Raw genomic sequence first — 23,027 nt, forward strand, 5'->3', positions numbered from 1 at the left:
AGGTTACTTTATGAAATTTACAAAAGCCTCCCCATTAAAGGGAGAAATAACCATTCCAGGAGATAAATCCATATCTCACCGCAGCGTTATGTTTGGCTCCATTGCAAAAGGAACCACAGAAATCACCCATTTTCTATCTGGCGCTGATTGTCTCTCCACCATCTCCTGCTTTCAAAAAATGGGTGTTTCCATAGAGATAAGCGGAGATTCCGTGATTGTAGAAGGAAGGGGCCTCAGAGGGTTAAGAAAGCCTTCCGACACTCTTGACTGCGGCAACAGCGGTACCACTACCCGTCTCATTTCCGGCATTCTGGCTGCCCAGGATTTTGATGTTACACTGACCGGAGACGAATCCATAAGGAAACGGCCTATGAAGCGGATTATGGAGCCCCTTTCTCTCATGGGAGCCCATATAACAAGTATTAATAATAATGGTTGTGCCCCTCTTTCCTTAAGCGGAACGAAGCTTCACGGCATTCACTATACCAGCCAGGTGGCTTCTGCCCAGATAAAATCATCTATTTTATTAGCCGGCTTATATGCAGAAGGAGAAACAAAGGTTACGGAGCCTTATATTTCCAGAAACCATTCCGAAATCATGTTAAAATACTTCGGTGCAGATGTGAGAACAGAAGGAACCACAGCCTGTATTGCTCCGCCTGAGGAATTATTCGGAAATAAAATCAATGTGCCGGGTGACATCTCTTCTGCTGCTTTCTTTATTGCAGCAGGACTTATGGTTCCAGGCTCTGAAATCCTCATCCGAAATACAGGCATCAATCCCACCAGAGACGGCATCCTTTCTGTATGCCGGGATATGGGCGCCGACATCACGCTGTTAAATGAAAACACGGATTCCGGCGAGCCAACTGCCGATATTCTTGTTAAATACTCTTCTCTTCATGGCACAACTATTGAAGGAGCTATCATACCAAGGCTTATCGATGAGCTGCCTATGATCGCTGCCATGGCTTGCTTTGCAGAGGGAGAAACCATTATAAAGGATGCCGCAGAATTAAAAGTAAAGGAATCCAACCGGATTGAAGTCATGGTCAGGAATCTTACTGCCATGGGAGCTGATGTTACCGAGACAGAGGATGGCATGATCATTCGTGGCGGCAAGCCCCTCCACGGGGCCGTCATCGACAGCCAGCTGGATCACAGGATTGCCATGACCTTTGCAGTTACCGGATTATGTGCAGGCGGTGAAACAGAGATTCTGGGGTCAGAATGCGTTAATATATCATATCCTGGCTTTTATAATGATCTGGAAATGCTGAGACGTTAAAACACAACCTAGGAATGTAATATTGCGATACCTCTACTATGATAACAAACAAAACCAATGGTGCTTAATAAATAAGATACGCATGGATTTGAGTTTACCCTATTGGAAACTCAAATCCATGCGTATCTTTCTTTGCCAATATTTAACTAGGGTGTGTTTTAAAAATGCACGTAATCAGACTACCTCTATGTGACATACCTTCATAGCATTTAACGCATTCTCATGGCTTTGCGGGGTCACTCCTGCGCAACAGGAGGAATCCACACGAATAGGGGTCTCCGGTGAAAATGCCTTAAGGAGAAGCGCATTGGAAATGACACAAATATCGGTACAAAGCCCCACAAGCTCTATGGATTCATAATTCCTGCCTTTGATATATGCGCTTAATTCGTCACTCCCGAACGTTCTTTTTTCAAATCGCTTTCCTTCATAATCCTTCAGAGAGCTATGAAGTTCCCATCCTTCGCTTCCCCTGATGCAGTGTAGAACCGGCAGTTTTTTCCCTTCCTGTGTATCTAAGTAGTTTTCTTCATGAGTATCCAGGGTAAAAACCACATCGTCAGCCGTCGCCATATATTCTTCTATTTTTTCCTTTACCCTGGGGACAATGGACAAAGCTTCCCGGGTACCTAGAGAACCATCGATAAAATCCTTTTGCATATCCACTACAACCAGCAATCGTTTCATAAGCAAAAACCTCCAGTCACAATTTATATTTCTTTATCTTAAGCATGAAACATTCCATGTTATGTGCGTATATTATAACAAATTCCTTATGTATCATGCAAGTCTTCTAAGGGCTTCCAGATATGGAAAATTACTTATTGAGGTTTTTTCAAATACATATTGACAAAATGACTTTAACGCATTAAGATAGTGACTAATAAAACAAACCGTTGAAAAAGAGAAGTAAGCTTTCCCTGCGATATTTCAGAGAGCCGCCGTTGGTGCGAGTGCGGTATAAAGCGGATAGCCGAATGGACTTTTGAGGGCGGCCCTGAACCTAATTGTTTGTAGGGGCTGACGGATTCCACAACCGTTATTACTGGTGGCATATATGTTAGTATATGAAAAGTGGGCTTTTTTTAAAGTCAATTTGAGTGGCACCGCGGATTGTATAATTCGTCTCAAGTATGTAGAACTACGTACTTGGGGCTTTTTTTATTTCCAGGAAACTTAATATTCATTGACTCTCTCAACGTAAATCAATTTAGGAGGACATATTTTATGAAAAAATCTGTTAAACTGTTAGTAATCACAGCGATTGCTGCCGCTGCACTCTCTGCCTGTTCCAAGGCTCCTGCAAAAGACTCAGCCTCTTCTAACGAAGGAAACTATACCATTGGTATCGCTCAGTTTGCAGAGCACGGTTCTCTTGATAACTGCCGGGAAGGCTTTATCCAGGGCTTAAAGGAAGAAGGAATCGAGGACGGCAAAAACCTTACCATTATGTACGAAAATGCTCAGGCAGATGGAGGTACCGGAAGCCAGATCATCAATAACTTTATTGCAAAGAAAACAGATCTTATCTGTGCCATTGCAACTCCTATGGCACAGGCTGCTTACAGCGGTGCAAAAAAGACTGACATTCCAGTCATCTACACTGCTGTCACTGATCCAGTTGCCGCAGCACTGGCGAAGGAAGACGGAAGCTCTGTGGGAGAAGTAACAGGAACCAGCGATAAGCTTCCAGTGGAAAAACAGCTTGAGATGATCCGCAAAATTCTTCCTGACGCAAAGACCATTGGTATTCTTTACAGCACGAGCGAAGTAAACTCAGAGGCTGCCATTGCAGAATACAAGAAGGCTGCTTCCAATTACGGCTTTGAAATTGTGGAAGGACCAGTCTCTGCTACTGCTGACATTCCTCTTGCAACAGATAATCTTTTAGGAAAAGTTGACTGTTTAAATAATTTAACTGATAATACAGTAGTAAGCTCCCTTCCTCTTATTTTAGACAAAGCAGGTAAGAAAAACATTCCTGTTTTTGGAAGTGAAATTGAACAGGTTAAAATCGGCTGTATCGCTGCCATGGGCCTTGATTATGTGGATTTAGGAAAACAGACTGGTAAAATGGCTGCAAAAGTATTAAAAGGCGAAGCAAAAGCAAGCGAATTAAAGTATGAAGTGATCAAAGACGCAGCATTCTACGGAAATACAAAAGTAGCAGAAAATCTGGGAATCACCTTACCGTCTGAACTTACAGATTCCGCAGCTGAGCTTTTTAAAGAAATCAAATAAAGAGATTGATGAATAGGAACATATTGGAGGAAGTTATATCATGTCAATTATACTTGGCGTTTTAGAAGAAGGCCTGGTCTATGCCATTATGGCACTGGGCGTATACATTACCTATAAGATCCTGGATTTTCCGGATCTGTCCGTAGATGGCACCTTTCCCTTAGGAGGCGCACTCACTGCAGTTTTAGTTCTGGCTGGTGTCAGTCCTTTAACCGCTCTGCTCCTTGCGTTTGTTGCAGGTGCCCTGGCCGGGTGTATTACGGGTATCATCCATGTCAAATTAAAGGTAAGAGATCTTTTATCCGGTATTATTGTCATGACAGCACTTTACTCCGTTAATTTAAGGCTGGCAGGAAAGTCCAACGTCCCGTTTTTTAACAATGATACTATTTTTGAGAATTCTTTTATTAACAACGTGATTCCACAGGGACTTTCTGATGTAAGCGTCATTGTCATACTGGCTGTTATCGTACTGATCGTAAAGGTTCTCCTTGATCTGTATTTAAAGACCAGATCCGGCTATCTGTTAAGAGCTGTGGGTGATAACGAGACCCTTGTCACCTCTCTTGCCAAAGACAAGGGAACCGTTAAGATTCTTGGCCTTGCCATTGCTAACGGCCTTGCTGCTCTTGCTGGTTCTGTATATTGTCAGCAAAAGGGATTTTTTGAAATCAGTATGGGTACTGGTACCATCGTCATCGGCCTTGCCAATGTTATCATTGGTACAAAGCTTCTGAAACGGTTTGGAGCTATTAAAGCAACCACTGCTGTTATTATCGGCTCCATCGTATACAAGGCCTGTGTATCCATAGCAATCTTTTTTGGAATGGAAGCTTCCGACTTAAAGATCATTACTTCTGCTCTGTTTTTAGGAATCCTGGTAATAAGCAACGGAAGAGAAAAGAAGGTGAAAAAACATGCTTGAGCTTCGTGACATTAACAAATACTACAATCAGGGAACCGTCAATGAGATGTGCCTGTTTCAGAATTTTAATCTGACGATTCAGGATCAGCAATTTGTGTCTGTGGTCGGGAGCAATGGTTCCGGAAAGACTTCTCTGTTAAATATTATTTGCGGAAGCATTCCATTAGACAGCGGTTCCATTGAAATCAATGGCTCAGACATTACCAATATGGCCGAGCACAAGCGTCTCCGCCGGATTGGAAGAGTCTACCAGAATCCTTCCATGGGAACCTGCCCCAATATGACTATCCTTGAAAATATGGCAATTGCCGATACCAAGGGAAAGCCCTTTAATCTTCTTCCGGGCACCAGTAAGAACCGAATTGATTTTTATAGAGATCAGCTCCGTACCCTGGGGCTTGGCCTTGAAGACAAGCTGCATGTTAAGGTAGGCGTATTATCCGGAGGACAAAGACAGGCCATGGCCCTTTTAATGTCCACTATGACCCCCATTGAATTCCTCATTTTAGATGAACATACCGCAGCTCTGGATCCTAAAACAGCTGAAATCATCATGGAACTGACGGACCAGATTGTTAAGGAAAAGCAGCTGACTACTATCATGGTTACTCACAACCTGCGTTATGCAGTGGAGTATGGAAACCGTCTCCTCATGATGCACCAGGGCAATGCCGTGGTGGATAAGGCCAATGAGGAGAAAAGCAGCTTAAATATCGAATTCATTTTAGATAAGTTCAATGAAATAAGCATTGAATGCGGAAATTAATCAAATAGAAAAAGCCTGAACCATGTATCTGAACTGGCCTCCATTCATTAGACGAATCAGTCTAACATATGGAGGGCCAGTTCATTTTTTGATTCAGCCTTATCCTTGATTCTTTTATTTCTTTTAATCCTTTTCTCTCATCCAGACAATCATCTCTCCTTCGCCCCGGTTATTCCAGGAGGAGTAAGGGACTGCTTTAAATTCTGCTTCCTTATAGACAGGCCTCTCCGCCTCATAAAGGGAGCTTCCTGTTTTCCCATAGTCAATACGTGCCCCTTTTATTCTGGCGCATAAAGTCCCCTTTAAGAGCTGATGATCAAACTCTTCCTTTGGCTCTATCCTGGTATCAATGACTGCGGTTGAAAGATAATCCCCGTTATCGGCCTCTTCCAGGCAATAGACCACCGGCCCTTTCATCAGGCTGATTCTTCCAATATTATGACGTACCCTGGGATTGGATCTTACGTAACGGAAGGGAACCTTCAGTTCAATCACTACCTCCTCTTCCTTTTTCCACAGCCGTCTTATATGTACATATCCTTTTTCTGGCTGCGGGGATTCTTCTTTTCCATTGATTCTCAGAACGGCCTCCTTACAGTAGGTTGGAATTCGTATTGCAAGAGTAAATTCGCTGCCCTCTTCCTGAGGCTTTACAAAGAGAGTTACCTTTCCACTTTCAGGATAGTTGGACTCCTGCCTTACATTTACGTTTCTACCTGAAAGCTGGCAGTCAATGCTGCTCTGTATGAAAAGATTGACATAGATGGTATGTTCGTCCACCGCGTATATGTAATTTCCAAGGGAAGCAAGGGTTCTTGCAATGTTGGGAGGACAGCAGGCCACACCAAACCATAACTGTCTGGTTGTTTTTACGTGGCGATAGGTGGGATTTTTCTTTACTGTCTCCGGCACCATTTCCAAAGGATTTACGTAAAAGAAATGCTTTCCATCCATTGCAATTCCAGAAAGAAGGGTGTTATATAAGGCTTTTTCTACGATATCCATGTACTTTCCATCTCTGGTGAGATGAAACATTCGGTTGGAAAACATGGCAAGACCTACCGTTGCACAGGATTCTGAGTAATTCGTATCATTGGGCAGGTCGTAATCACCAGTGAAGCGCTCTCCATAAGACGCGGACCCAATGCTGCCGGTTATATACATCCTCTTGTTTACAATATTATCCCAGAGCGTTTCACACTGACGAAGAAGATCTTCATCCTGGTATTCATAGGCCAGATCAGCCATTGCGCTGTATAAATAAACAGCTCGGACTCCATGGCCTTCCGCAGTCATTTGTTCACTTAACGGCATATGCGACTGATTATAATCCAGGTCGAAATCTTTAAATTCAGGGAAAATGTAATTGCCATTTTTGATACAATCCTCATTTAGAAAATAACAGGGTCTTTCCCCTCTTGTTCTTACAAAATAATCCGCCAGACAAAGATAGTTGTTATTTCCTGTAATCCGGTATAGCTTTACCAGGGCAAGCTCCACTTCAGGGTGACCGGGATAACCATGAATCTTCCCTTCCTCCGGTCCAAAGACCTGGCAGATATAATCAGCAAGCTTGCATACAACATCCAGAAACTTTCTTTTCCCGGTTGCCTGATAATAGGCCACTGCTGCCTCAATCATATGGCCTGCGGTATAAAGCTCATGTCCTTCAAATAAATTTGACCATCTTTGATTGCCGGTAATGGTATAATACGTGTTTAAATACCCATCTTCACATTGAGCTTCTGCAATCAGATCAATGGTTTGATCTGCTGCCTCCTCCAGCCTGGAATTTCTATTTTTATTTAAAGAATAAGCAACTGCCTCCAGCCACTTTGCAGCGTCTGTATCCTGAAACACCATGCCCTTATGCTCTCCGGTTTCTTTCCCTGCTGCGATACGGAAATTCCTGATACAATAGCTTTTTTCTGCACCTTCCACTCTGTCATTAATAAGTTCCCACTGAAATGGTAAGATCACCTCATCCACAAGATTGATATATTTTCCCCAAAATGAATCTTGTATTTCAATATGTTTTAAATCCACACTTGTCAGTTTATTTCCCTCCATACCTTTCCCTCGCTCTGCTATCTTTTTTCCTTATTTCAGTTTTTTTACAGACTCTCCTTCAATCAGAGCACAAGGAAGCGTTATGCTCACTTCCCCCACACTGGCCCCGCTTATGCTCTCAAGCAAAAGCTCCATGGAGCGGTACCCCATCTCCTGCAAAGGTCTTTCCACCGTTGTGATTCGTGGCGTTACGTATTGAATGATATCTGCGTTATCAAAACCGGTAACAGATACATCATCCGGAATCTTAAGCCCCAGCTCTTTTGCCGCATCACAGACACCAACTGCCATATCATCATTCATGGCTACGATTGCGGTGGGGTGATTGTCCTTATCCAGCAGTTTCTTCGCTGCTTCTTTTCCTTCCCGGTAGTTCCAGTTTCCACAGGTTATATTCTCCTCTTTCAAGGTGATACCAGCTTCGTTAAGGGCTTTTAGAAGGCCACGATATCTAAGTGCAGCTGGTTCTGACTCCTTTAATCCGTTAATCACCCCAAACTCTCTGTGACCATGTTCGATCAGCATCTGCGTCATTTGATAAACGGTCTTTTCATTGCTGTAACGAACCGATGACCCTTCTCCGTCTGTATAACAGTAGCAGTAGACCACTGGTTTTTTAACATTTCGCAGAATATGGCTGATCTTCCGGTCGTGCATCCCTACGTAAATAATGCCATCAACCTGCATTCCGACCATGACATCCAGTGCTTTATCAATATCCTTTTGATAATTGGAAATGTGATCGAATTGAGATTCAATTTTATTTAACAGCCTTAAATTGCTCAGTACAGTATTGTATCCTCTTGCCTCTGCAATTTCGTTGATTCCGTCAATAATATAAGCGGTATGCCATACCGTTACATCCTCTACAATGACACCTACCAAAAAGGATTCATTCCTTCTTAAACTCTTTGCCAGGATATTGGAACGGTATCCGGTTTCCTTAATGATTTTCTCTACCTTTTTTCTGGTCTCATCGCTCACCTGTGCCGTATTATTCAGTACATACGAAACAGTTGCTACTGACACACCGGCCATGGATGCAATTTCTTTTAATGTCATGGGGCTCCCTACTCTCTCTTTCCTTTTTCCTGTTTATCCCTTCAAACCTGACGTTTTAATGCCTTCCACTAAGAATCTGGACCCAAATAAGTAAAGAAACATAGGTGGCAGAATCATTAATGTAGAGGCAGCCATAATGGAAGGCCAGTTGATTACAAATGCATTACCAGAAGTATACATAAATGTGGTCATAAGTGCAATGGTCAGAGTCCTCCATTTATCACTGTTTATATAAAAAACCGGCTGAGTCAGTTCATTCCACCAGAATACACAGGATAACACACCAATGGTGGTAAAGGTGGATTTAGACAGAGGAATCAGTATACGAAAAAAAATCCCTATTCTGCTGCATCCATCCATAGTAGCAGCCTCATCTAGTTCCCTTGGAATGGAACGGAAAAACTGACGGAATAAAAATACGTTATATGGATAGGCAAAAAATGCCGGAACAATCATGGGAAGCAGAGAATCCAGCCAGCCGACCTTACCAAACATAATATACTGAGGAACAATCAAAGCGATATTAGGAATCATCATAGTTCCTACAATAAGAGAAAATATGAGATTTTTCCCTGGAAACTCCATTCTCGCAAGAGGATAAGCCACCAGTGAGGAGGATAATAACGTTCCCAGAGTGGTTCCTGCCATCAGAAGCACTGTATTTCTAATATAGAGCAAGTAATTAGAATGATAGAAAATATATTTAAAATTTTCCAGCGTTCCCTTTTGGGGTAAGAGCTCTGAAGATGTGGTAAATTCAGTTAAGGTTTTAAAGGAACCAGTGCTTACCCATATAATTGGAGAAAACATTATAATTCCAACCAGAAGTTTCAAAGTGAAAATCAAAATCCGGCCAGCTCTTTTTCTTGTTTTTGCTGATTTCATGCCCTCTCCTCCTTAAGTTTCATAATATACAATCTTCTTTGAGATTGCAAATATACCAATTCCAAAACAACAGGCAATCAGGAACAGTATGACTGACATGGCGCAGGCATAGCCCACCTTCATATTGCTAAAGGCTTCCTTGTAAATTAAAAGGCTCAGCACCTGAGACATTCCATTGGGATCACCATTTTCTCCGGTCAGAGGGTATAAAAGAGCAAAGGAGCCATTTAATGCGCTGATACAGCCCATAACTGCATTAAAAAGCACAATCGGTGATATCATGGGCAAGGTGATCTTAATAAACTTCTGCAACGGATTGGCTCCGTCTATATCGCATGCCTCATAAAGTTCTCTGGGCACATCATTCAATCCAGAACGAAATATGAGCATCATCTGACCGGTATTATATGTAAATAACGTGATGAAAAACAGCGCCACATAGACTGTACGGCTGTCATACAACCAATTGACCATAACATTTTTACCTGTTATTGCAGAAATGATTCCATTTAAAAGCCCTGCTTCTTTTCCAAATATGGTACGAAACGTATAGGCAAGTGCTACCGTCGGAATTACCGACGGTAGAAAATAGCAAAATTGAAACAAACCATTGAGCTTTTGCTTGTAATTAAGGAGCAGTGCCATAACCACTGCCCAAATGGTAGTTACAATCATCATAACTATTGTAAAAAACAAGGTAACCCAAAGGGAATTCCAGAAGGTACTGCTTTGAAACATATTGATATAATTTGCAAGGCCTATGTATTTTGAAACACCATTGAGCTTCCGGTTGGTCAGGCTGACAGCAAATAAAAAAATGATTGGAAACAGGGTAAAACATACAAAGCCAATCATCCACGGAGCGCAAAAAGCATAAGCTGTCAAATGATTGGCAAGCCTTTTCTTTGCCGCCTTACTGCTTATTTTTTCCATGTTCTTTCACTTACCTCCCAGACTAGTAACCAATGGTTTCCCGTGCATAGGCATCCGCTTTTTTCACTGCCTCTTCTGGAGTTTTCTGTCCCAGAACTGCTGCATTAAATTCACTGATCGCATTATTGGTGACTCCTGACGGAAGACAGGTATATCCAAATACTCCGGCCTTTAAGGAATCGGTCATGGCTTCCCAGTTTTTTACAGAGGAAGCGCTCTCCACCTTCCAAGCCCCCTTTTCTGCAATGGACTTGATGGCAGAAGGATTGCCGCTGGCCTTTGAGTTAATGGTCTGTCCCTCTTCCCCCATAAGATATTCAATCACCCGGAATGCTGCATCCTTGTTTTTGCTCTTTGAATTAATGCTGTAAAAGCCGGTATGAAGGGTATTGTATTTTACCTGATCCGTTGGTATGGTTGCAATATCCCACTGAAAGGAAAGGCTGCTGCCATAGGTTCCTATATTCCAGCTTCCCTGCCAGCTCATAGCGGCTTTCCCTGAGGCAAATATATCTGCTGTATCAGAAGAAGGTTCTGGCATGATTCCGTTCTTTGTCATAGCCGCCACGTCTGTGACAAAGGAGACTGCTCCGTCTCCAATTACCATCTCTCCCTTGGAAGGATCGTATACCTTATCTCCTGCCCCTCCGATTCCGGCCCACCAGGTCTGTGTATTGGGAAGTGCAGAGCCATATTGCTCTGTGGTGCCGTCAGCCTTCTTTTTCGTCAGTTTTTCTGCTGCGGACTTATAATCTTCATAGGACCAGTCATTTCCCGGGTATGGAATCCCGGCTGCATCAAACATATCTTTGTTATAGAAAAGAAGCTCTGTAGCCGCACACCATGGCAGACCGTAGGTTCCCCCAAGCCCCGCTGATAAGGAAGATACCGCATCAATAAAATCTCCGGTCTGAATCGAAGAGCTCTTTAAGTAATCGTCCATGGGAATGATGCCTCCTGCCTTGGCAAAATTGGCAATATCATTCTCCCAGATTACATAGATATCAGCGGAATCATCGCCTGTGGAAACCATCTGGTTTAACTTTGAAGAATAATCACTTTCCGGAATCACCGTCACTTCCACCTTAATTCCAGTTGCTTTTTCCGCCTGCGCATACATATTCAGCGCCTCATTCTTATTCGGTTCATTCCATACTGCTATGGTAACCTTCTGTCCTTCCTCTTTTTTCGTTTTTTCTACTGATGATGCCCCAGTCGTTTCCCCTCCTTTTGAGCTGCATCCGGCCAATACCCCCACGATTGCCGCTGCCAGAAAAATACGTCCCCATAATTTCTTCCTTCTCATTCATCTGTCCTCCAAAAATTATTTTTTATTTAATCGTTTAAACTGACAGGTTTTTAATTCGCCGAAAGAGAATAACGATTCTATCAGCGGATTTTTATAGTTTAAACGTTTAAATTGATATTTATATGATATTTGTTGAACATTTTATCTAGTATCACTATATTATATTATCCATATTTTGTCAATTATGTATTATTATTTGATCGCAAATCTTTTAAATTATATCTTATTAATTTAAAGGTTTAAATAGCACAGGCAAAATCAATAAGTCGCCATAGTCTCACTTGCCCTTATAAAACACGTCCTTTCATGAAACAATTATTCTGAATACCACAAAACAGGCGGGTAAGAGTCTAAAAACTCTTCTCCGCCAGTTTCATGGTATTACTATCTTATCGGCTCATTTCGCTCTGAGGCCCTTTATCATTGTGTTCCCGGATAACCGTATTTACTTCGCTTAAATCTGAGGTAGGCAGATCACCTGGTATGGTATTCTTTAAGGCTGCTGTGGCATTGCCATACTGAACTGCCTTCATACAGTCTCCACCACTGCTTAAAAGGCCATATAAAGCTCCTGCAATATAAGCATCTCCGCTTCCAATTCGGTCAACTACATCAATGTTGTGGTATGGTTCCTCTTCATAGTATTCATCTCTCGAAGCATCATATATAACAGACCCAAAGGTATGACTCTTGGGGCTATGTACGATTCTTTGAGTAGATGCTACAATCGAAATAGGATAATCCTTTGTAAAGCTCTTCATCATCTCTTTGACCGTTCCCTCTTTTTTAAAGGTCAGTCTTGCCGTATCTTCCGAGCAGAAGAATATATCCACATAAGGGAGAATCTCCTCTATGCAGGCTTTCGCCTCCTCACCGGTCCATAAATTTCCACGGAAATTTACATCAAAGGAAATGATTGTTCCTGATTCCTTAAATTTACGGATCATATCAATGGCAGTCTTCCTGGTATTCTCACAAAGGGCAAGGGTAATGCCCGTAGTATGAAAGCAGGTAGTTGCCTTATACATTTCGTCAGGAAATGAATCCTCATTAATATAGACAAAGGAACTGTTTTTTCTGTCATAAACAACCTTTGGTTTTCTTGGATAAGCCCCATACTCATAATAATAAAGCCCCAGCCTTGCGTTGGAACTCTGATCATATACAAAATAATCATCACTGATTCCATAGGAACGGACTTTATTCTTTGCAAACTTTCCCATATCATGAGCTGGAAGCTGGGTAACCAATCCGGTATGAAGTCCTAAAAGAGCAGCACCTACTGCAACGTTCAACTCCGCTCCCCCAACCTGTTTCTGAAAGGAATCGCCTCTGACAAGCCTCTCCACGCCTGCCGGAGACAGACGCAAAAGCAATTCACCAAGGGTTAATAAATCAAATGGTCTGTCGCTCATACTGATATTTCCTCCATAAGTTTTAAAAAAGGGGGTCATTCTACATGACCCCCGATGTCTTTTATCCCTTTTTAATGGCAGGAATCCGTTCCGATCATTATCTCTGAACGCGTCCTGATCCGTCTCCGCCTGCCAGAGTCTCAACATCTTCTCTTGTAACCAGGTTAAAGTCTCCAGGAATTGTGTGCTTTAATGCAGAAGCTGCTACTGCATATTCAAGAGCACCCTTGAAGTCTTTTTTATCTACCATTCCGCAGATTACGCCTGCTGCGAAGGAATCTCCGCCGCCTACACGGTCTACGATTGGTGTTACATGATATTTTCTGGAGTGATAGAACTCACGAGTTGCACCATCCATGATACAAGCTGACCATCCATTGTCAGATGCAGAGCGGCTCTCACGTAAGGAGCTTACTACATACTTAAAGCCGAACTTGTCGATCATCTGATTGAAGATATCTACATAGCCCTGTAACTCAAGCTCTCCGCTGGTTACATCAGTGTTGCCTGGCTTAAATCCAAGAACCTTTTCCGCATCCTCTTCATTACCGATACAAACATCAACGTACTGCATTAAGTTTGTCATAACCTTCTGAGCTTTTTCAGAAGACCATAATTTCTTACGGAAGTTTAAGTCAACAGAAACTGTTACGCCGTGAGCCTTAGCTGCCTTTAAGGCAGCCTCAGTAAGCTCTGCTGCGCCGTCACTTACTGCTGGTGTAATTCCGGTAAAGTGAAACCAGTCAGCGCCTTCAAAGATCTCATCAAAGTTGAAATCAGAAGCTTTTGCAGTAGAAATAGAGGAATGTGCTCTATCATAAACAACAGTAGAAGCTCTCATAGCAGAACCTGTCTCTAAGAAATAGATACCAAGTCTTTCTCCGCCTCTTGCAATGTGCTTTGTTCCTACATTATATTTTCTAAGCGCTGCAACTGCACACTCACCGATTGGATTCTTCGGTACAGCAGATACAAACTCAGCTTCATGTCCGTAATTTGCTAAAGAAACTGCTACGTTAGCTTCTCCGCCGCCGTAGTTTACATCAAACTCATCTGCCTGAATAAATTTTTCATTGTTCGGGGTAGATAATCTTAACATGATCTCGCCCATGGTTACGATCTTTGCCATTTTGTACTCTCCTTAATTCTTAAGTTAGTTTTAATTATTTGCGTGCTGCTGCTACTGCTTCAACAAATTCTTTTGCCTTAGCGGTAATTGCTGCGAAATCGCCTGTTTTAGCGCCCTGTGTTAAACTGCTGCCTGTACCAACTGCATATGCGCCAGCTTTGATCCATTTGTCAACGTTATCAACATCAACACCACCGGATGGCATGAAATCACCCTGTGGAAGAGGTCCTTTGAAGGAACTGATTGCAGATGGTCCCATGATATTGCCTGGGAAGATCTTGATGATGTCACAACCAGCTTCTAATGCTGTGATTGCTTCGGTTGGTGTCATAACGCCTGGAAGCATTGGTACTCTGTAACGGTTGCAAAGTTTGATTGTATCTACGTTTAAGCCAGGGCTTACTACGTAGTTTGCACCTGCAAGGATTGCTGCTCTTGCTGTCTCAGGATCAAGTACAGTACCTGCGCCAATGACAACATCCTCATTACTCTTATATTTTTCAGACATTTTTGCGATGAATTCGATTGGATTTCCTTCATCCATAGTCATAGTGATCTCAATAAAGTTAATACCGCCTGCGATGATTGCGTCAACTACTTTTTCACCCTGCTCCAAGTTCTTAGCACGAACAACAGCTACGAGGCAGTCTTTTTTCATCTTAGATAAAACCTGTTCTTTTTTCATGATTCTTGCTCTCTCCTTCTCTTAATTCGTATATACGAAACAACTTCATATTTACGATTCTTATACTTGAATATTAATCGTTTCTACTGATTTTGTCAACAGGTATTCCTCATATTTTTCCAAGATATCCTAATAACCTGGAAACCTCCATTGCCTTTTGGGAAATCAGTTTTCCAAGTGCTTCATAATCCTCCACAGGCTTATAAAGGGTGGACATACTAATCGCTCCCAGCACATTGCCGTCCCTGTCAAAAACCGGAGCGCCAACGCACTGCATATGCTCTTCCATCTCTCTTGCGTCAAAGGCATATCCCCTCTCCCTCACTTCTTCAAGTTCTTTAAGGAGCTGGTCTCTGTCCTTTATGGTGCGCTCAGTAAATTGGGTGAATTTAATCCGGCTGATCATCTGTTCCCTTTTTTCATCCTCGCTGTAAGCAAGAATGACTTTTCCAAGAGAGGTACAGTACATAGGATTCTTTGATCCCACAGTTGCTGTGGTGATGATCGGATTTTCCGGCTCAAATTTACATATGTACACGACATGATGATCGGAAGGTACTCCGAAGAAGACTGTTTTCCCCACTTCTTTTGCAAATGCCTTAAGAATCGGTTCAATGGTGCCTATAAAATTAAGATTATTCGTATAATTGACTCCAATCCGGTAAGACATTAAGCCTATGGTGTAATTCTGCTTCTGCCCCCGCTTTACATTTACCATACCCATCTCTGCTAAGGTAGTAACAATATCATAGGCGCTTGTTTTTGGCAGATCCAGCTTTTCACAGAGATCATCTAATGTGGCACCTTCCGGTGACCGGGAAATAAGTTTTAAAATATCCACTGTTCTTTGAGTGGTCCGATTGAGTTTCATGGCTTGCCTCCGTTTCTACTTCTTAGTATACTCCTGAAAAACAAAAAAATGCAAGTCAATTTTCGTATATACGAAGATTTTGAAAGCATTTACATTATAATCCACTTTTATTGGGTTATTTCTACAAAAAAATAAATCAGGGATTGTATTATTTATCATAATTAGGTATAATAAGTGAGGTATGTAAATACTTACAATTACGGAGGTGCTGCTTTTGAATATCTATGATGTTTCCAAACATGCCCACGTTTCGATCGCCACCGTTTCCCGAGTTATCAACGGAAATCCCAATGTCAGTGAAAAGACCAGAATGCGGGTACTTGCTGTTATGGATGAGCTGGGATATACCCCTAATGTATTCGCCAGGAGCCTGGGGCTTAATACCATGAAGACCATTGGAATCATGTGTTCTGACTCTTCTGACCCATGGCTTGCAGAGGCCATCTCCTACTTAGAAAAGGAGCTTAGAAAGAACGGATACGATTCCATTCTCTGCTGCAGCGGCTATTTGCCTGAAACAAAGAAGAAATACTTAGAACTGCTATGTTCCAAGCGGGTGGATGCCATTATACTCACTGGTTCCCATTATATAGAAGCAAAAGCAAAGGACAATGCCTATCTTTTAGAGGCTGCCAAAGATATTCCGATTATGCTGGTCAACGGACATCTTGACGGGGAACAGATTTACAGTACTGTCTGTGACGACCAGGCTGCTGTATACGATGCTGTCTCAAAACTGATTAAGGCAGGACGTTCCTCCATACTTTATCTTTATTCCGGAAACTCTTACAGCAATTTATTAAAGCTTTCCGGTTACCGTAAGGCATTGACTGATTCCGGTCTGCCCATTCGTGATGAACTTCTGGTTATTTCTCCAAAGGATATTGATTCCGCCATGGAGCATCTTAAGCTCCTCTCTTTAAAAGGTATCCATTTTGACGCTGTCTTTGCAGCCGAAGATATTCTGGCCGTGGGTGCTGTCAAATATGGAGAGCAGGCCGGACTTAAAATACCTGAGGATATTAATATTATTGGTTATAATAACTCCATTCTTTCAAGATGTACGACTCCAGAGCTCACCTCTGTGGACAATAAAGTGGAGTCCATCTGCACCACCACTGTCCATACCCTGATGAAGGTGTTGAACAATGGAAACGTACCGGCAAAGACAACTATAACTTCGGAGTTAATCAAACGAGGTACTACTAATTTTTAATCATATATACAAGGAGGACTCACTAACATGAAACAATTTATGGACCAGGATTTCTTACTGTCTACCGATTCCGCAAAATCACTTTACCACACCTATGCAAAGAATATGCCCATCGTAGACTACCATTGCCACATCAATCCTCAGGAGATTTTTGAAGACCGCAAGTTCGACAACATCACTCAGGTTTGGTTAGGCGGCGACCATTATAAATGGCGTCAGATGCGCTCTAACGGTGTGGATGAAAAATATATAACCGGTGATGCTTCCGATCGTGAGAAATTCCAGAAATGGGCAGAGACACTTTCTAAGCTCATTGGTAACCCGCTCTATCACTGGAGTCATCTGGAACTTCAGAGATACTTTGGCTATACCGGCTATTTAAATGGCGATACTGCTGAAGAAGTATGGAATCTCTGCAACGAAAAGCTTCATGAGGCATCCATGAGCGCACGTAATATCATTAAGCAGTCCAACGTTACTCTGATCTGCACCACCGACGATCCAGCTGATTCCTTGGAATGGCATCAGAAGATCGCAGCAGATACTTCTTTTGACGTAAAGGTGCTTCCTGCCTGGAGACCGGACAAGGCAATGAACGTAGAAAAGCCTGATTTCGCTTCCTACATCGGAAAATTATCAGAGGTCAGCGGAATGGAAATTAAAGATTTCTCTTCCTTAAAGGCTGCTCTTAAAAACCGTATGGAATTCTTTAAGAACCAGGGTTGTTCTGTATCTGACCATGCTCTTGAATATGTGATGTACGTTCCGGCAGACGACGCTGAGCTGGAAGCAATCTTTGCAAAAGGACTTGCTGGAAAAGCCATTTCCAAAGAAGAAGAACTGAAATTTAAAACTGCATTTATGTTATTCGTAGCAAAGGAATACAATCGTATGGGTTGGGTGATGCAGCTTCATTATGGCTGTAAGCGTGATAATAACGCTATGATGTTTGAAAAACTTGGTGCTGATACCGGCTTTGACTGCATCAACAACTATGCTCCATCCGCTCAGATGGCTGACTTTTTAAATGCATTAAGTGCTACCAACGAGATTCCGAAAACCATTCTTTATTCCTTAAACCCTAACGACAATGCTTCCATCGGAACCATTCTTGGCTGCTTCCAGAGCGAGTATCCTGGAAAAATTCAGCAGGGTTCTGCCTGGTGGTTTAACGATCACAAGGTAGGAATGACCGAGCAGATGACCTCACTTGCAAACCTTGGCTGCCTTGGCAATTTCATTGGTATGCTTACTGACTCCAGAAGCTTCTTATCTTACACAAGACACGAATACTTCCGCAGAATCCTTTGCGAATTAATCGGAGGCTGGGTAGATAACGGAGAATATCCAGATGACCAGAAGGCATTAAAGGAAATCATCGAAGGAATTTCTTATAACAACGCAATCAAATACTTTAATTTCTAATAGTAAAAACCCCCTGGTATGCGGTTAGCCGCACCAGGGGGTTTTATGTTTAATTTTGATTCATAATTTCACGGATTTTATCCGCTGTCTTATCCCTGCCTACAGGACAGCCCGTAACAGGGGCACTGCCTTCTGCAATGGCCTTCGCCAGTGCATCACAGCCTGCATAGCCGCACCGTCCGCAGTTGATTCCGGGCAGTGCGCCTCTAACCAAGATTTCTATTTTATCAGTCTCTACTTTGAATTTCTCACTGGCAACCCCAAGGAATAGACCAACTAAAATACCCGTTCCTCCTAAAACAGCAGCCGCAGATAACATTCCAATTATCATGAGCAATCTTCTTCCTTTCTATATAAGCCCTGCAAACCCCAAAAAAGCAATTGCCATAAGTCCCGCAGTAATTAAAATAATGGGAGAACCCTTGAAGGATTCTGGGATGTCATTATATTTAATCCTTTCCCGGATTCCAGCCAGCATAACAATTGCAATGGTAAATCCCGCGGAGATACCGATTCCATTTACAACGCTTTGTAAGATTCCATAGCTTTTGGAAACATTGGTAAGAGCAGCTCCAAGCACGGCACAGTTGGTGGTGATCAGGGGCAGGTAAATACCCATGGTCTTATGAAGAGGCGGCATGCTTTTTTTCATAAATAGTTCGACAAATTGAACCAGAGCCGCTATTACCAGAATAAATACCATGGTCTGGAGATATTCTAGGTGAAGATTAACCAAAATCCCATTATAAATCATACTGGTAACCAGAGAAGAAATGGTGATAACAAAGACCACTGCACCACCCATCCCCGCAGCCGTTTTTACATTCTTTGACACCCCAAGAAAGGGGCATAAGCCTAGAAACTGGCTAAGTACCACGTTATTTACCAGGGCAGCGCCCACGGCAATTAACAACAGTTCTTTCATCCTTTAACCTCCTATTCTTTTCCTTGTCCTTGTTTTCCTTTTCCACTTTTAGGCACTTTATGGTTGGAAAGCTCTCCACAAGAGCCACAGCCAGCACCGCAGGCACCAGAAGCACCATTCGTCGCAGATGGAGCCTTGAATTTATTTTGTAAGGCAGTCAGTACAGCAAGGGCAAAGAACGCACCAGGAGCCAGTACAAACGCAGTAATGTGATATCTCTCTGGTATCACCATCATGCCAAGGACAGATCCTGCACCTAGTATTTCACGGACAAAACCGATTAAGGACAGAGCAATGGTAAAACCGATTCCCATTCCCAGTCCATCAAATGCAGATACTACAATACCATTTTTAGATGCAAAGGACTCGGCTCTTCCTAAAATGATACAGTTTACCACAATGAGGGGAATATAGATTCCCAGTGCTGTGTAAAGGGAAGGGACATACGCCTGCAACAGCATCTGAACGGTTGTTACAAGAGCGGCAACGATAACGATATAAGCCGGGATCCGGATATTATCTGAAATAATCTTGCGAAGAAGGGAAATTAGGATATTGGAAAATATCAATACCAGAGCTGTTGAAATTCCCATTGCAAAACCGTTGATTACAGAAGTGGTAACAGCCAGTGTGGGACACATTCCAAGCATCATTACAAAGGTTGGATTCTCCTTCCAGATGCCGTTCCATATTCGTTCCATATTATGATTCTTCATCTCTTCACCTCCTATTGGTCAACGTTTTGATACATAAGGTATAGTGCAGCATTCACTGCATTGGTAACTGCACGGGAGGTAATGGTGGCTCCGCTTATGGCATTAATTTCACCCTCACCTGCATTGCCAGACTTTGTTACGGTCAGACTTTCTCCTGACTTACCTGCAAACTGGCCCTTAAACTCCGGCTCCTCTGCTCTTTGACCAAGACCAGGAGTATCATTTAGTTCCAGCATTTCAATTCCTTTAATCGTCTTATCAGCATTGATTCCAACCAGGATCTGTACCAGTCCATCATAGCTGTCATTGGAATGAGAAGTAACTACATACCCGAGAACTGATCCGCTTTTATCCACAGCCTGCAATGCCTGATCTAAGCCAACATTACCGTAATCCTGTGATGGAAGCTCTTCATTGCTCTTTTTTAATGCATCCGTAAGTTTATCATCAGCTTTGAAATCAACCGCATCAGGAAATACAGTTTTGTAGGCTTCCAGATGAGCTGCAATCGCTGACTTATTAATCGTATCTCTGGTCAGCTCATGAACACCACCAAGAATCAAACCGGATATTACAGTAATTGCAAATAAAATTAAAGCATCTTTTAAAATTTGTCCATATTTCATCTTATCTTTTCTCCCTTCCTAATGGAATCGGGAAAGAAATTTCCTCAATTAACGGTACCAATAGGTTACTAAGGATAATAGCATAAGATACTCCTTCCGGAGATCCTCCAAATAACCGGAATAAGCCGGTTAAAATTCCCAGAAGTATTCCAAATAGTATCTGCCCTTTACTTGTGATTGGACTAGAGGAATAATCTGTTGCCATAAAAAATGCACCAAAGATGACTCCGCCCCCACATAAATGGGCAAGAACATAGCTTATATCCTGCTGTCCGAAAATAAATACAAACAAGGCAAAGGTAATGAGATAAGCTGCTGGAATTCTTAAGGTAATTACCTTGCGAATCAACATATAAACAGCACCGATCAACAGGGCAATTACAGATACTTCCCCCATGGATCCAGGTATTTTTCCAATGAACATGGCGGTTAAATCAACCGATTGTCCCGCTTTTAAAGCAGCAAGTGGAGTTGGGCTTACAACCGCGTCATGGTATGTAAACGTAGTCATCTCCCCTGCAAAAGATATCAGTAGAAAACATCTGGCAGCCAGGGCCGGATTCATAAAATTCTGACCGATGCCGCCGTAAAGCTGCTTTACAACAATTATCGCAAATATACCGCCTAAAAATGGAATCCATAAGGATATGGACGGCGGCATATTAAGTCCAAGAATCATACCCGTGACCAGAGCGCTTCCGTCACTTACCGTAACTGGCCTGTCCATCAGGGATTGATAGACAAATTCACTGAGCACACAGGAGATTACACTGATAAATAAAATAAGTGCTGCTTTTATACCAAACTGGTAAACGCCATATGCAGATGCAGGAATCAAGGCAATTGCAACATCAAACATAATGTTTGGAGTCGTTACCTGGGACCTAGTATGTGGTGATGATGATATCGTTAATGATTGAGTCATTTTTTCTTCCTCCTGACCGCTGTTTCTGCCTCAGACAGCCTTCGATTCATGTTTATGAAGGTCTCAGTAAGCGGGATTCTGGCCGGGCAGATATAGGAACAGCTTCCGCATTCACAGCAATCTGTTCCTTTTAATTTTAAATACCGTTCGGTGTCTGAGTGGACCGCAGCAATTACCATTTGCTGAGGGACGATTCGGCCTGGACAGACACTTACACATCTGGCACAGCGAATACAAGACGTTACAGGATCAAGGGTTCCCTCATCATCTGCCATACAAACTAGTGATGACGTTACCTTCGTAACGGGGATATCTATATCCTCCAGAGCCTTTCCTGTCATCGGGCCACCAGAAATCAGCTTTTTAGGCTCCATTTTAAATCCACCCGAAGCTTCAACCAGCTGTTCATAGCTGCTTCCAATTCTTACATTATAGTTTTGGGGATTTTCAATCGCGTCTCCGGTAACAGTTATGATTCTCCGAATCAGAGGCGTGCTTTCTGCCACCGCGTTGTAAATGGAAATCACGGTGTCAACATTGTCTACAATACAGCCAACCTCCGCAGGAAGCATGTCTGCGCTTACTCTTCTTCCGGTCACACTCTGGATAAGAGTTCGCTCCCAGCCCTGGGGATACTTAGTCGACAACGGACATACGGTGATTCCAGGCTCGTCCTGAACCAGCTCTTTCAGTCTTTTGATTGCTTCCGGCTTGTTATTTTCAATGGCGATGACGCCCTTTGCATGTTCAAACAAACGAAGAATGATACGAAGCCCTTTTATAAGCTTCTCCGGTTCTTCCATCAGCATACGGTAATCCGAAGTGAGGTATGGCTCACATTCTGCTCCATTTACAATGACCGTATCAATTTTGGCGTCATCTCTTGGTGTTAGTTTTACATAGGTAGGAAATCCTGCCCCTCCAAGACCCACAATACCAGATTCTTTTATAATATTCCGGATCTCTTCCTTTGATAAGGCTTCAGGATCCCTTTTTATGCCGAAGGATTCCACAGACTTGTCCTCACCATCATTTTCAATAATGATGGACGGAACCATGGAACCACCTGCTGTTTTTCTTGGTTCAATGCCTTTTACAGTTCCTGATACAGAACTAATAATACAGGCTGAAATAGCGCCATCCATTTCACCAATCTTCTGACCCATTAAAACCTTATCCCCTGTTTCTACCAAAGGTTTTGCGGGAGCACCGATATGCTGGGACAAAGGAAATACCATCTCTCCCTTTGGTTGAAGCAAGACCACCGGTTTATTTTCAGACAATTCTTTTCCTTCATAAGGATGAACGCCGCCTTTAAATGTAGGCAAACCCATCTAACTACCCCTTTCTCTGCAAACACTTTTAATTTCACCAGTATACCATAATTTGTCATTCGAAACAACGAAAAATCTAACGTCAAAAAATGACACTATTGTTCCTATCTTACCATTATATTTTATTTCATACTTATTTTTCTATTCCTTTTTTCTCAAAAACAGTTATTTTCTTTAAAAATTGCGAGCCTGGCATGACGTGAATCATCATTAATTTGTTGATGGGTTATTGATAATTTTTCCTTATTTATGTCCTGTGCTTCCTAACTGGTAAGATTTTT

21 protein-coding genes, 1 pseudogene and 1 other annotated feature are annotated in these 23,027 nt (G+C 42.4%); of the genes and pseudogenes, 6 read left to right on the forward strand and 16 right to left on the reverse strand.

Annotated elements, in window-relative coordinates:
- Positions 1–10: 10 nt before the first annotated feature.
- Positions 11–1,288 carry a 3-phosphoshikimate 1-carboxyvinyltransferase gene (aroA, locus tag OW255_RS12485; protein ID WP_268114277.1) on the forward strand — a complete coding sequence of 426 codons (1,278 nt, stop codon included), beginning with the start codon at positions 11–13 and terminating at the stop codon, positions 1,286–1,288.
- Between the two features lie 174 nt (positions 1,289–1,462).
- Here the strand turns inward: aroA and OW255_RS12490 are convergent, their stop codons facing one another.
- Complete coding sequence (locus OW255_RS12490; protein ID WP_268114278.1) at positions 1,463–1,975, reverse strand: cysteine hydrolase family protein; 513 nt, start codon at positions 1,973–1,975, stop codon at positions 1,463–1,465.
- Between the two features lie 200 nt (positions 1,976–2,175).
- Positions 2,176–2,421 (forward strand) — a binding site (T-box leader).
- 94 nt (positions 2,422–2,515) lie between these two features.
- On the opposite strand from OW255_RS12490, the gene OW255_RS12495 reads away from it, so the two are divergent.
- The 3 genes from OW255_RS12495 to OW255_RS12505 are packed head-to-tail and all read left to right on the forward strand — an operon-like array spanning position 2,516 to position 5,220.
- Complete coding sequence (locus OW255_RS12495) at positions 2,516–3,529, forward strand: ABC transporter substrate-binding protein (RefSeq protein WP_024835606.1); 1,014 nt, start codon at positions 2,516–2,518, stop codon at positions 3,527–3,529.
- Between the two features lie 40 nt (positions 3,530–3,569).
- Positions 3,570–4,454 (forward strand): ABC transporter permease, encoded by an 885-nt coding sequence (locus OW255_RS12500; protein ID WP_035317574.1) that lies wholly within the window; start codon positions 3,570–3,572, stop codon positions 4,452–4,454.
- Positions 4,447–5,220: an ABC transporter ATP-binding protein gene (locus OW255_RS12505; RefSeq protein WP_024835604.1), complete on the forward strand. Its 774-nt coding sequence runs from the start codon at positions 4,447–4,449 to the stop codon at positions 5,218–5,220. Before OW255_RS12500 ends, OW255_RS12505 begins: the two co-directional genes overlap by 8 nt.
- A 123-nt stretch (positions 5,221–5,343) precedes the next feature.
- On the opposite strand, the gene OW255_RS12510 is transcribed toward OW255_RS12505, so the two are convergent.
- The 9 genes from OW255_RS12510 to OW255_RS12550 form a co-directional block, all read right to left on the reverse strand.
- On the reverse strand, positions 5,344–7,290 hold the full coding sequence (locus OW255_RS12510) for a glycoside hydrolase family 127 protein (protein WP_268114279.1): 1,947 nt from the start codon (positions 7,288–7,290) through the stop codon (positions 5,344–5,346).
- 30 nt (positions 7,291–7,320) lie between these two features.
- A complete protein-coding gene (locus OW255_RS12515) occupies positions 7,321–8,352 on the reverse strand; it encodes a LacI family DNA-binding transcriptional regulator (RefSeq protein ID WP_268114280.1) in 1,032 nt (343 codons plus the stop codon).
- A gap of 33 nt (positions 8,353–8,385) precedes the next feature.
- Positions 8,386–9,237, reverse strand: a complete 852-nt coding sequence (locus OW255_RS12520; RefSeq protein WP_268114281.1) for a carbohydrate ABC transporter permease — start codon at positions 9,235–9,237, stop codon at positions 8,386–8,388.
- Positions 9,238–9,249: 12 nt separating this feature from the next.
- The gene (locus OW255_RS12525) at positions 9,250–10,170 is read right to left on the reverse strand and encodes a carbohydrate ABC transporter permease (RefSeq protein WP_268114282.1); all 921 of its coding nucleotides are present in this window, start codon (positions 10,168–10,170) and stop codon (positions 9,250–9,252) included.
- A 22-nt stretch (positions 10,171–10,192) separates the two neighbouring features.
- A complete protein-coding gene (locus tag OW255_RS12530; protein WP_268114283.1) occupies positions 10,193–11,476 on the reverse strand; it encodes an ABC transporter substrate-binding protein in 1,284 nt (427 codons plus the stop codon).
- A gap of 392 nt (positions 11,477–11,868) precedes the next feature.
- Positions 11,869–12,894 carry a sugar kinase gene (locus OW255_RS12535; RefSeq protein WP_035317851.1) on the reverse strand — a complete coding sequence of 342 codons (1,026 nt, stop codon included), beginning with the start codon at positions 12,892–12,894 and terminating at the stop codon, positions 11,869–11,871.
- 97 nt (positions 12,895–12,991) lie between these two features.
- A complete protein-coding gene (locus tag OW255_RS12540) occupies positions 12,992–14,023 on the reverse strand; it encodes a sugar kinase (protein WP_024835597.1) in 1,032 nt (343 codons plus the stop codon).
- 34 nt (positions 14,024–14,057) lie between these two features.
- A complete protein-coding gene (locus tag OW255_RS12545) occupies positions 14,058–14,708 on the reverse strand; it encodes a bifunctional 2-keto-4-hydroxyglutarate aldolase/2-keto-3-deoxy-6-phosphogluconate aldolase (RefSeq protein ID WP_024835596.1) in 651 nt (216 codons plus the stop codon).
- Positions 14,709–14,817: 109 nt separating this feature from the next.
- On the reverse strand, positions 14,818–15,579 hold the full coding sequence (locus OW255_RS12550; protein WP_024835595.1) for an IclR family transcriptional regulator: 762 nt from the start codon (positions 15,577–15,579) through the stop codon (positions 14,818–14,820).
- Between the two features lie 214 nt (positions 15,580–15,793).
- Between OW255_RS12550 and OW255_RS12555 the strand changes: the two genes are divergently transcribed.
- Both OW255_RS12555 and uxaC read left to right on the forward strand, forming a co-directional pair.
- The gene (locus OW255_RS12555) at positions 15,794–16,795 is read left to right on the forward strand and encodes a LacI family DNA-binding transcriptional regulator (RefSeq protein ID WP_024835594.1); all 1,002 of its coding nucleotides are present in this window, start codon (positions 15,794–15,796) and stop codon (positions 16,793–16,795) included.
- Positions 16,796–16,822: 27 nt separating this feature from the next.
- Positions 16,823–18,220 (forward strand): glucuronate isomerase, encoded by a 1,398-nt coding sequence (gene uxaC, locus OW255_RS12560; RefSeq protein ID WP_024835593.1) that lies wholly within the window; start codon positions 16,823–16,825, stop codon positions 18,218–18,220.
- Positions 18,221–18,281: 61 nt separating this feature from the next.
- Here the strand turns inward: uxaC and OW255_RS12565 are convergent.
- The 6 genes and pseudogenes from OW255_RS12565 to rsxC all read right to left on the reverse strand — a co-directional run.
- A pseudogene (locus tag OW255_RS12565) lies at positions 18,282–18,551 on the reverse strand ((Fe-S)-binding protein); the annotation flags it as partial.
- An 18-nt stretch (positions 18,552–18,569) separates the two neighbouring features.
- Positions 18,570–19,145 carry an electron transport complex protein RnfA gene (locus tag OW255_RS12570; protein WP_268114284.1) on the reverse strand — a complete coding sequence of 192 codons (576 nt, stop codon included), beginning with the start codon at positions 19,143–19,145 and terminating at the stop codon, positions 18,570–18,572.
- A gap of 11 nt (positions 19,146–19,156) precedes the next feature.
- Positions 19,157–19,861: an electron transport complex subunit RsxE gene (rsxE, locus tag OW255_RS12575; protein ID WP_024835590.1), complete on the reverse strand. Its 705-nt coding sequence runs from the start codon at positions 19,859–19,861 to the stop codon at positions 19,157–19,159.
- An 11-nt stretch (positions 19,862–19,872) separates the two neighbouring features.
- Positions 19,873–20,487: an RnfABCDGE type electron transport complex subunit G gene (locus OW255_RS12580; protein WP_268114285.1), complete on the reverse strand. Its 615-nt coding sequence runs from the start codon at positions 20,485–20,487 to the stop codon at positions 19,873–19,875.
- A 1-nt stretch (position 20,488) separates the two neighbouring features.
- Positions 20,489–21,412: an RnfABCDGE type electron transport complex subunit D gene (locus OW255_RS12585; RefSeq protein ID WP_268114286.1), complete on the reverse strand. Its 924-nt coding sequence runs from the start codon at positions 21,410–21,412 to the stop codon at positions 20,489–20,491.
- A complete protein-coding gene (gene rsxC / locus OW255_RS12590; protein WP_268114287.1) occupies positions 21,409–22,746 on the reverse strand; it encodes an electron transport complex subunit RsxC in 1,338 nt (445 codons plus the stop codon). Before rsxC ends, OW255_RS12585 begins: the two co-directional genes overlap by 4 nt.
- Positions 22,747–23,027 lie beyond the last annotated feature (281 nt).

It is taken from the genome of Lacrimispora xylanolytica (assembly GCF_026723765.1).
In the GTDB taxonomy this organism is placed as follows: Bacteria; Bacillota; Clostridia; order Lachnospirales; family Lachnospiraceae; genus Lacrimispora; species Lacrimispora xylanolytica.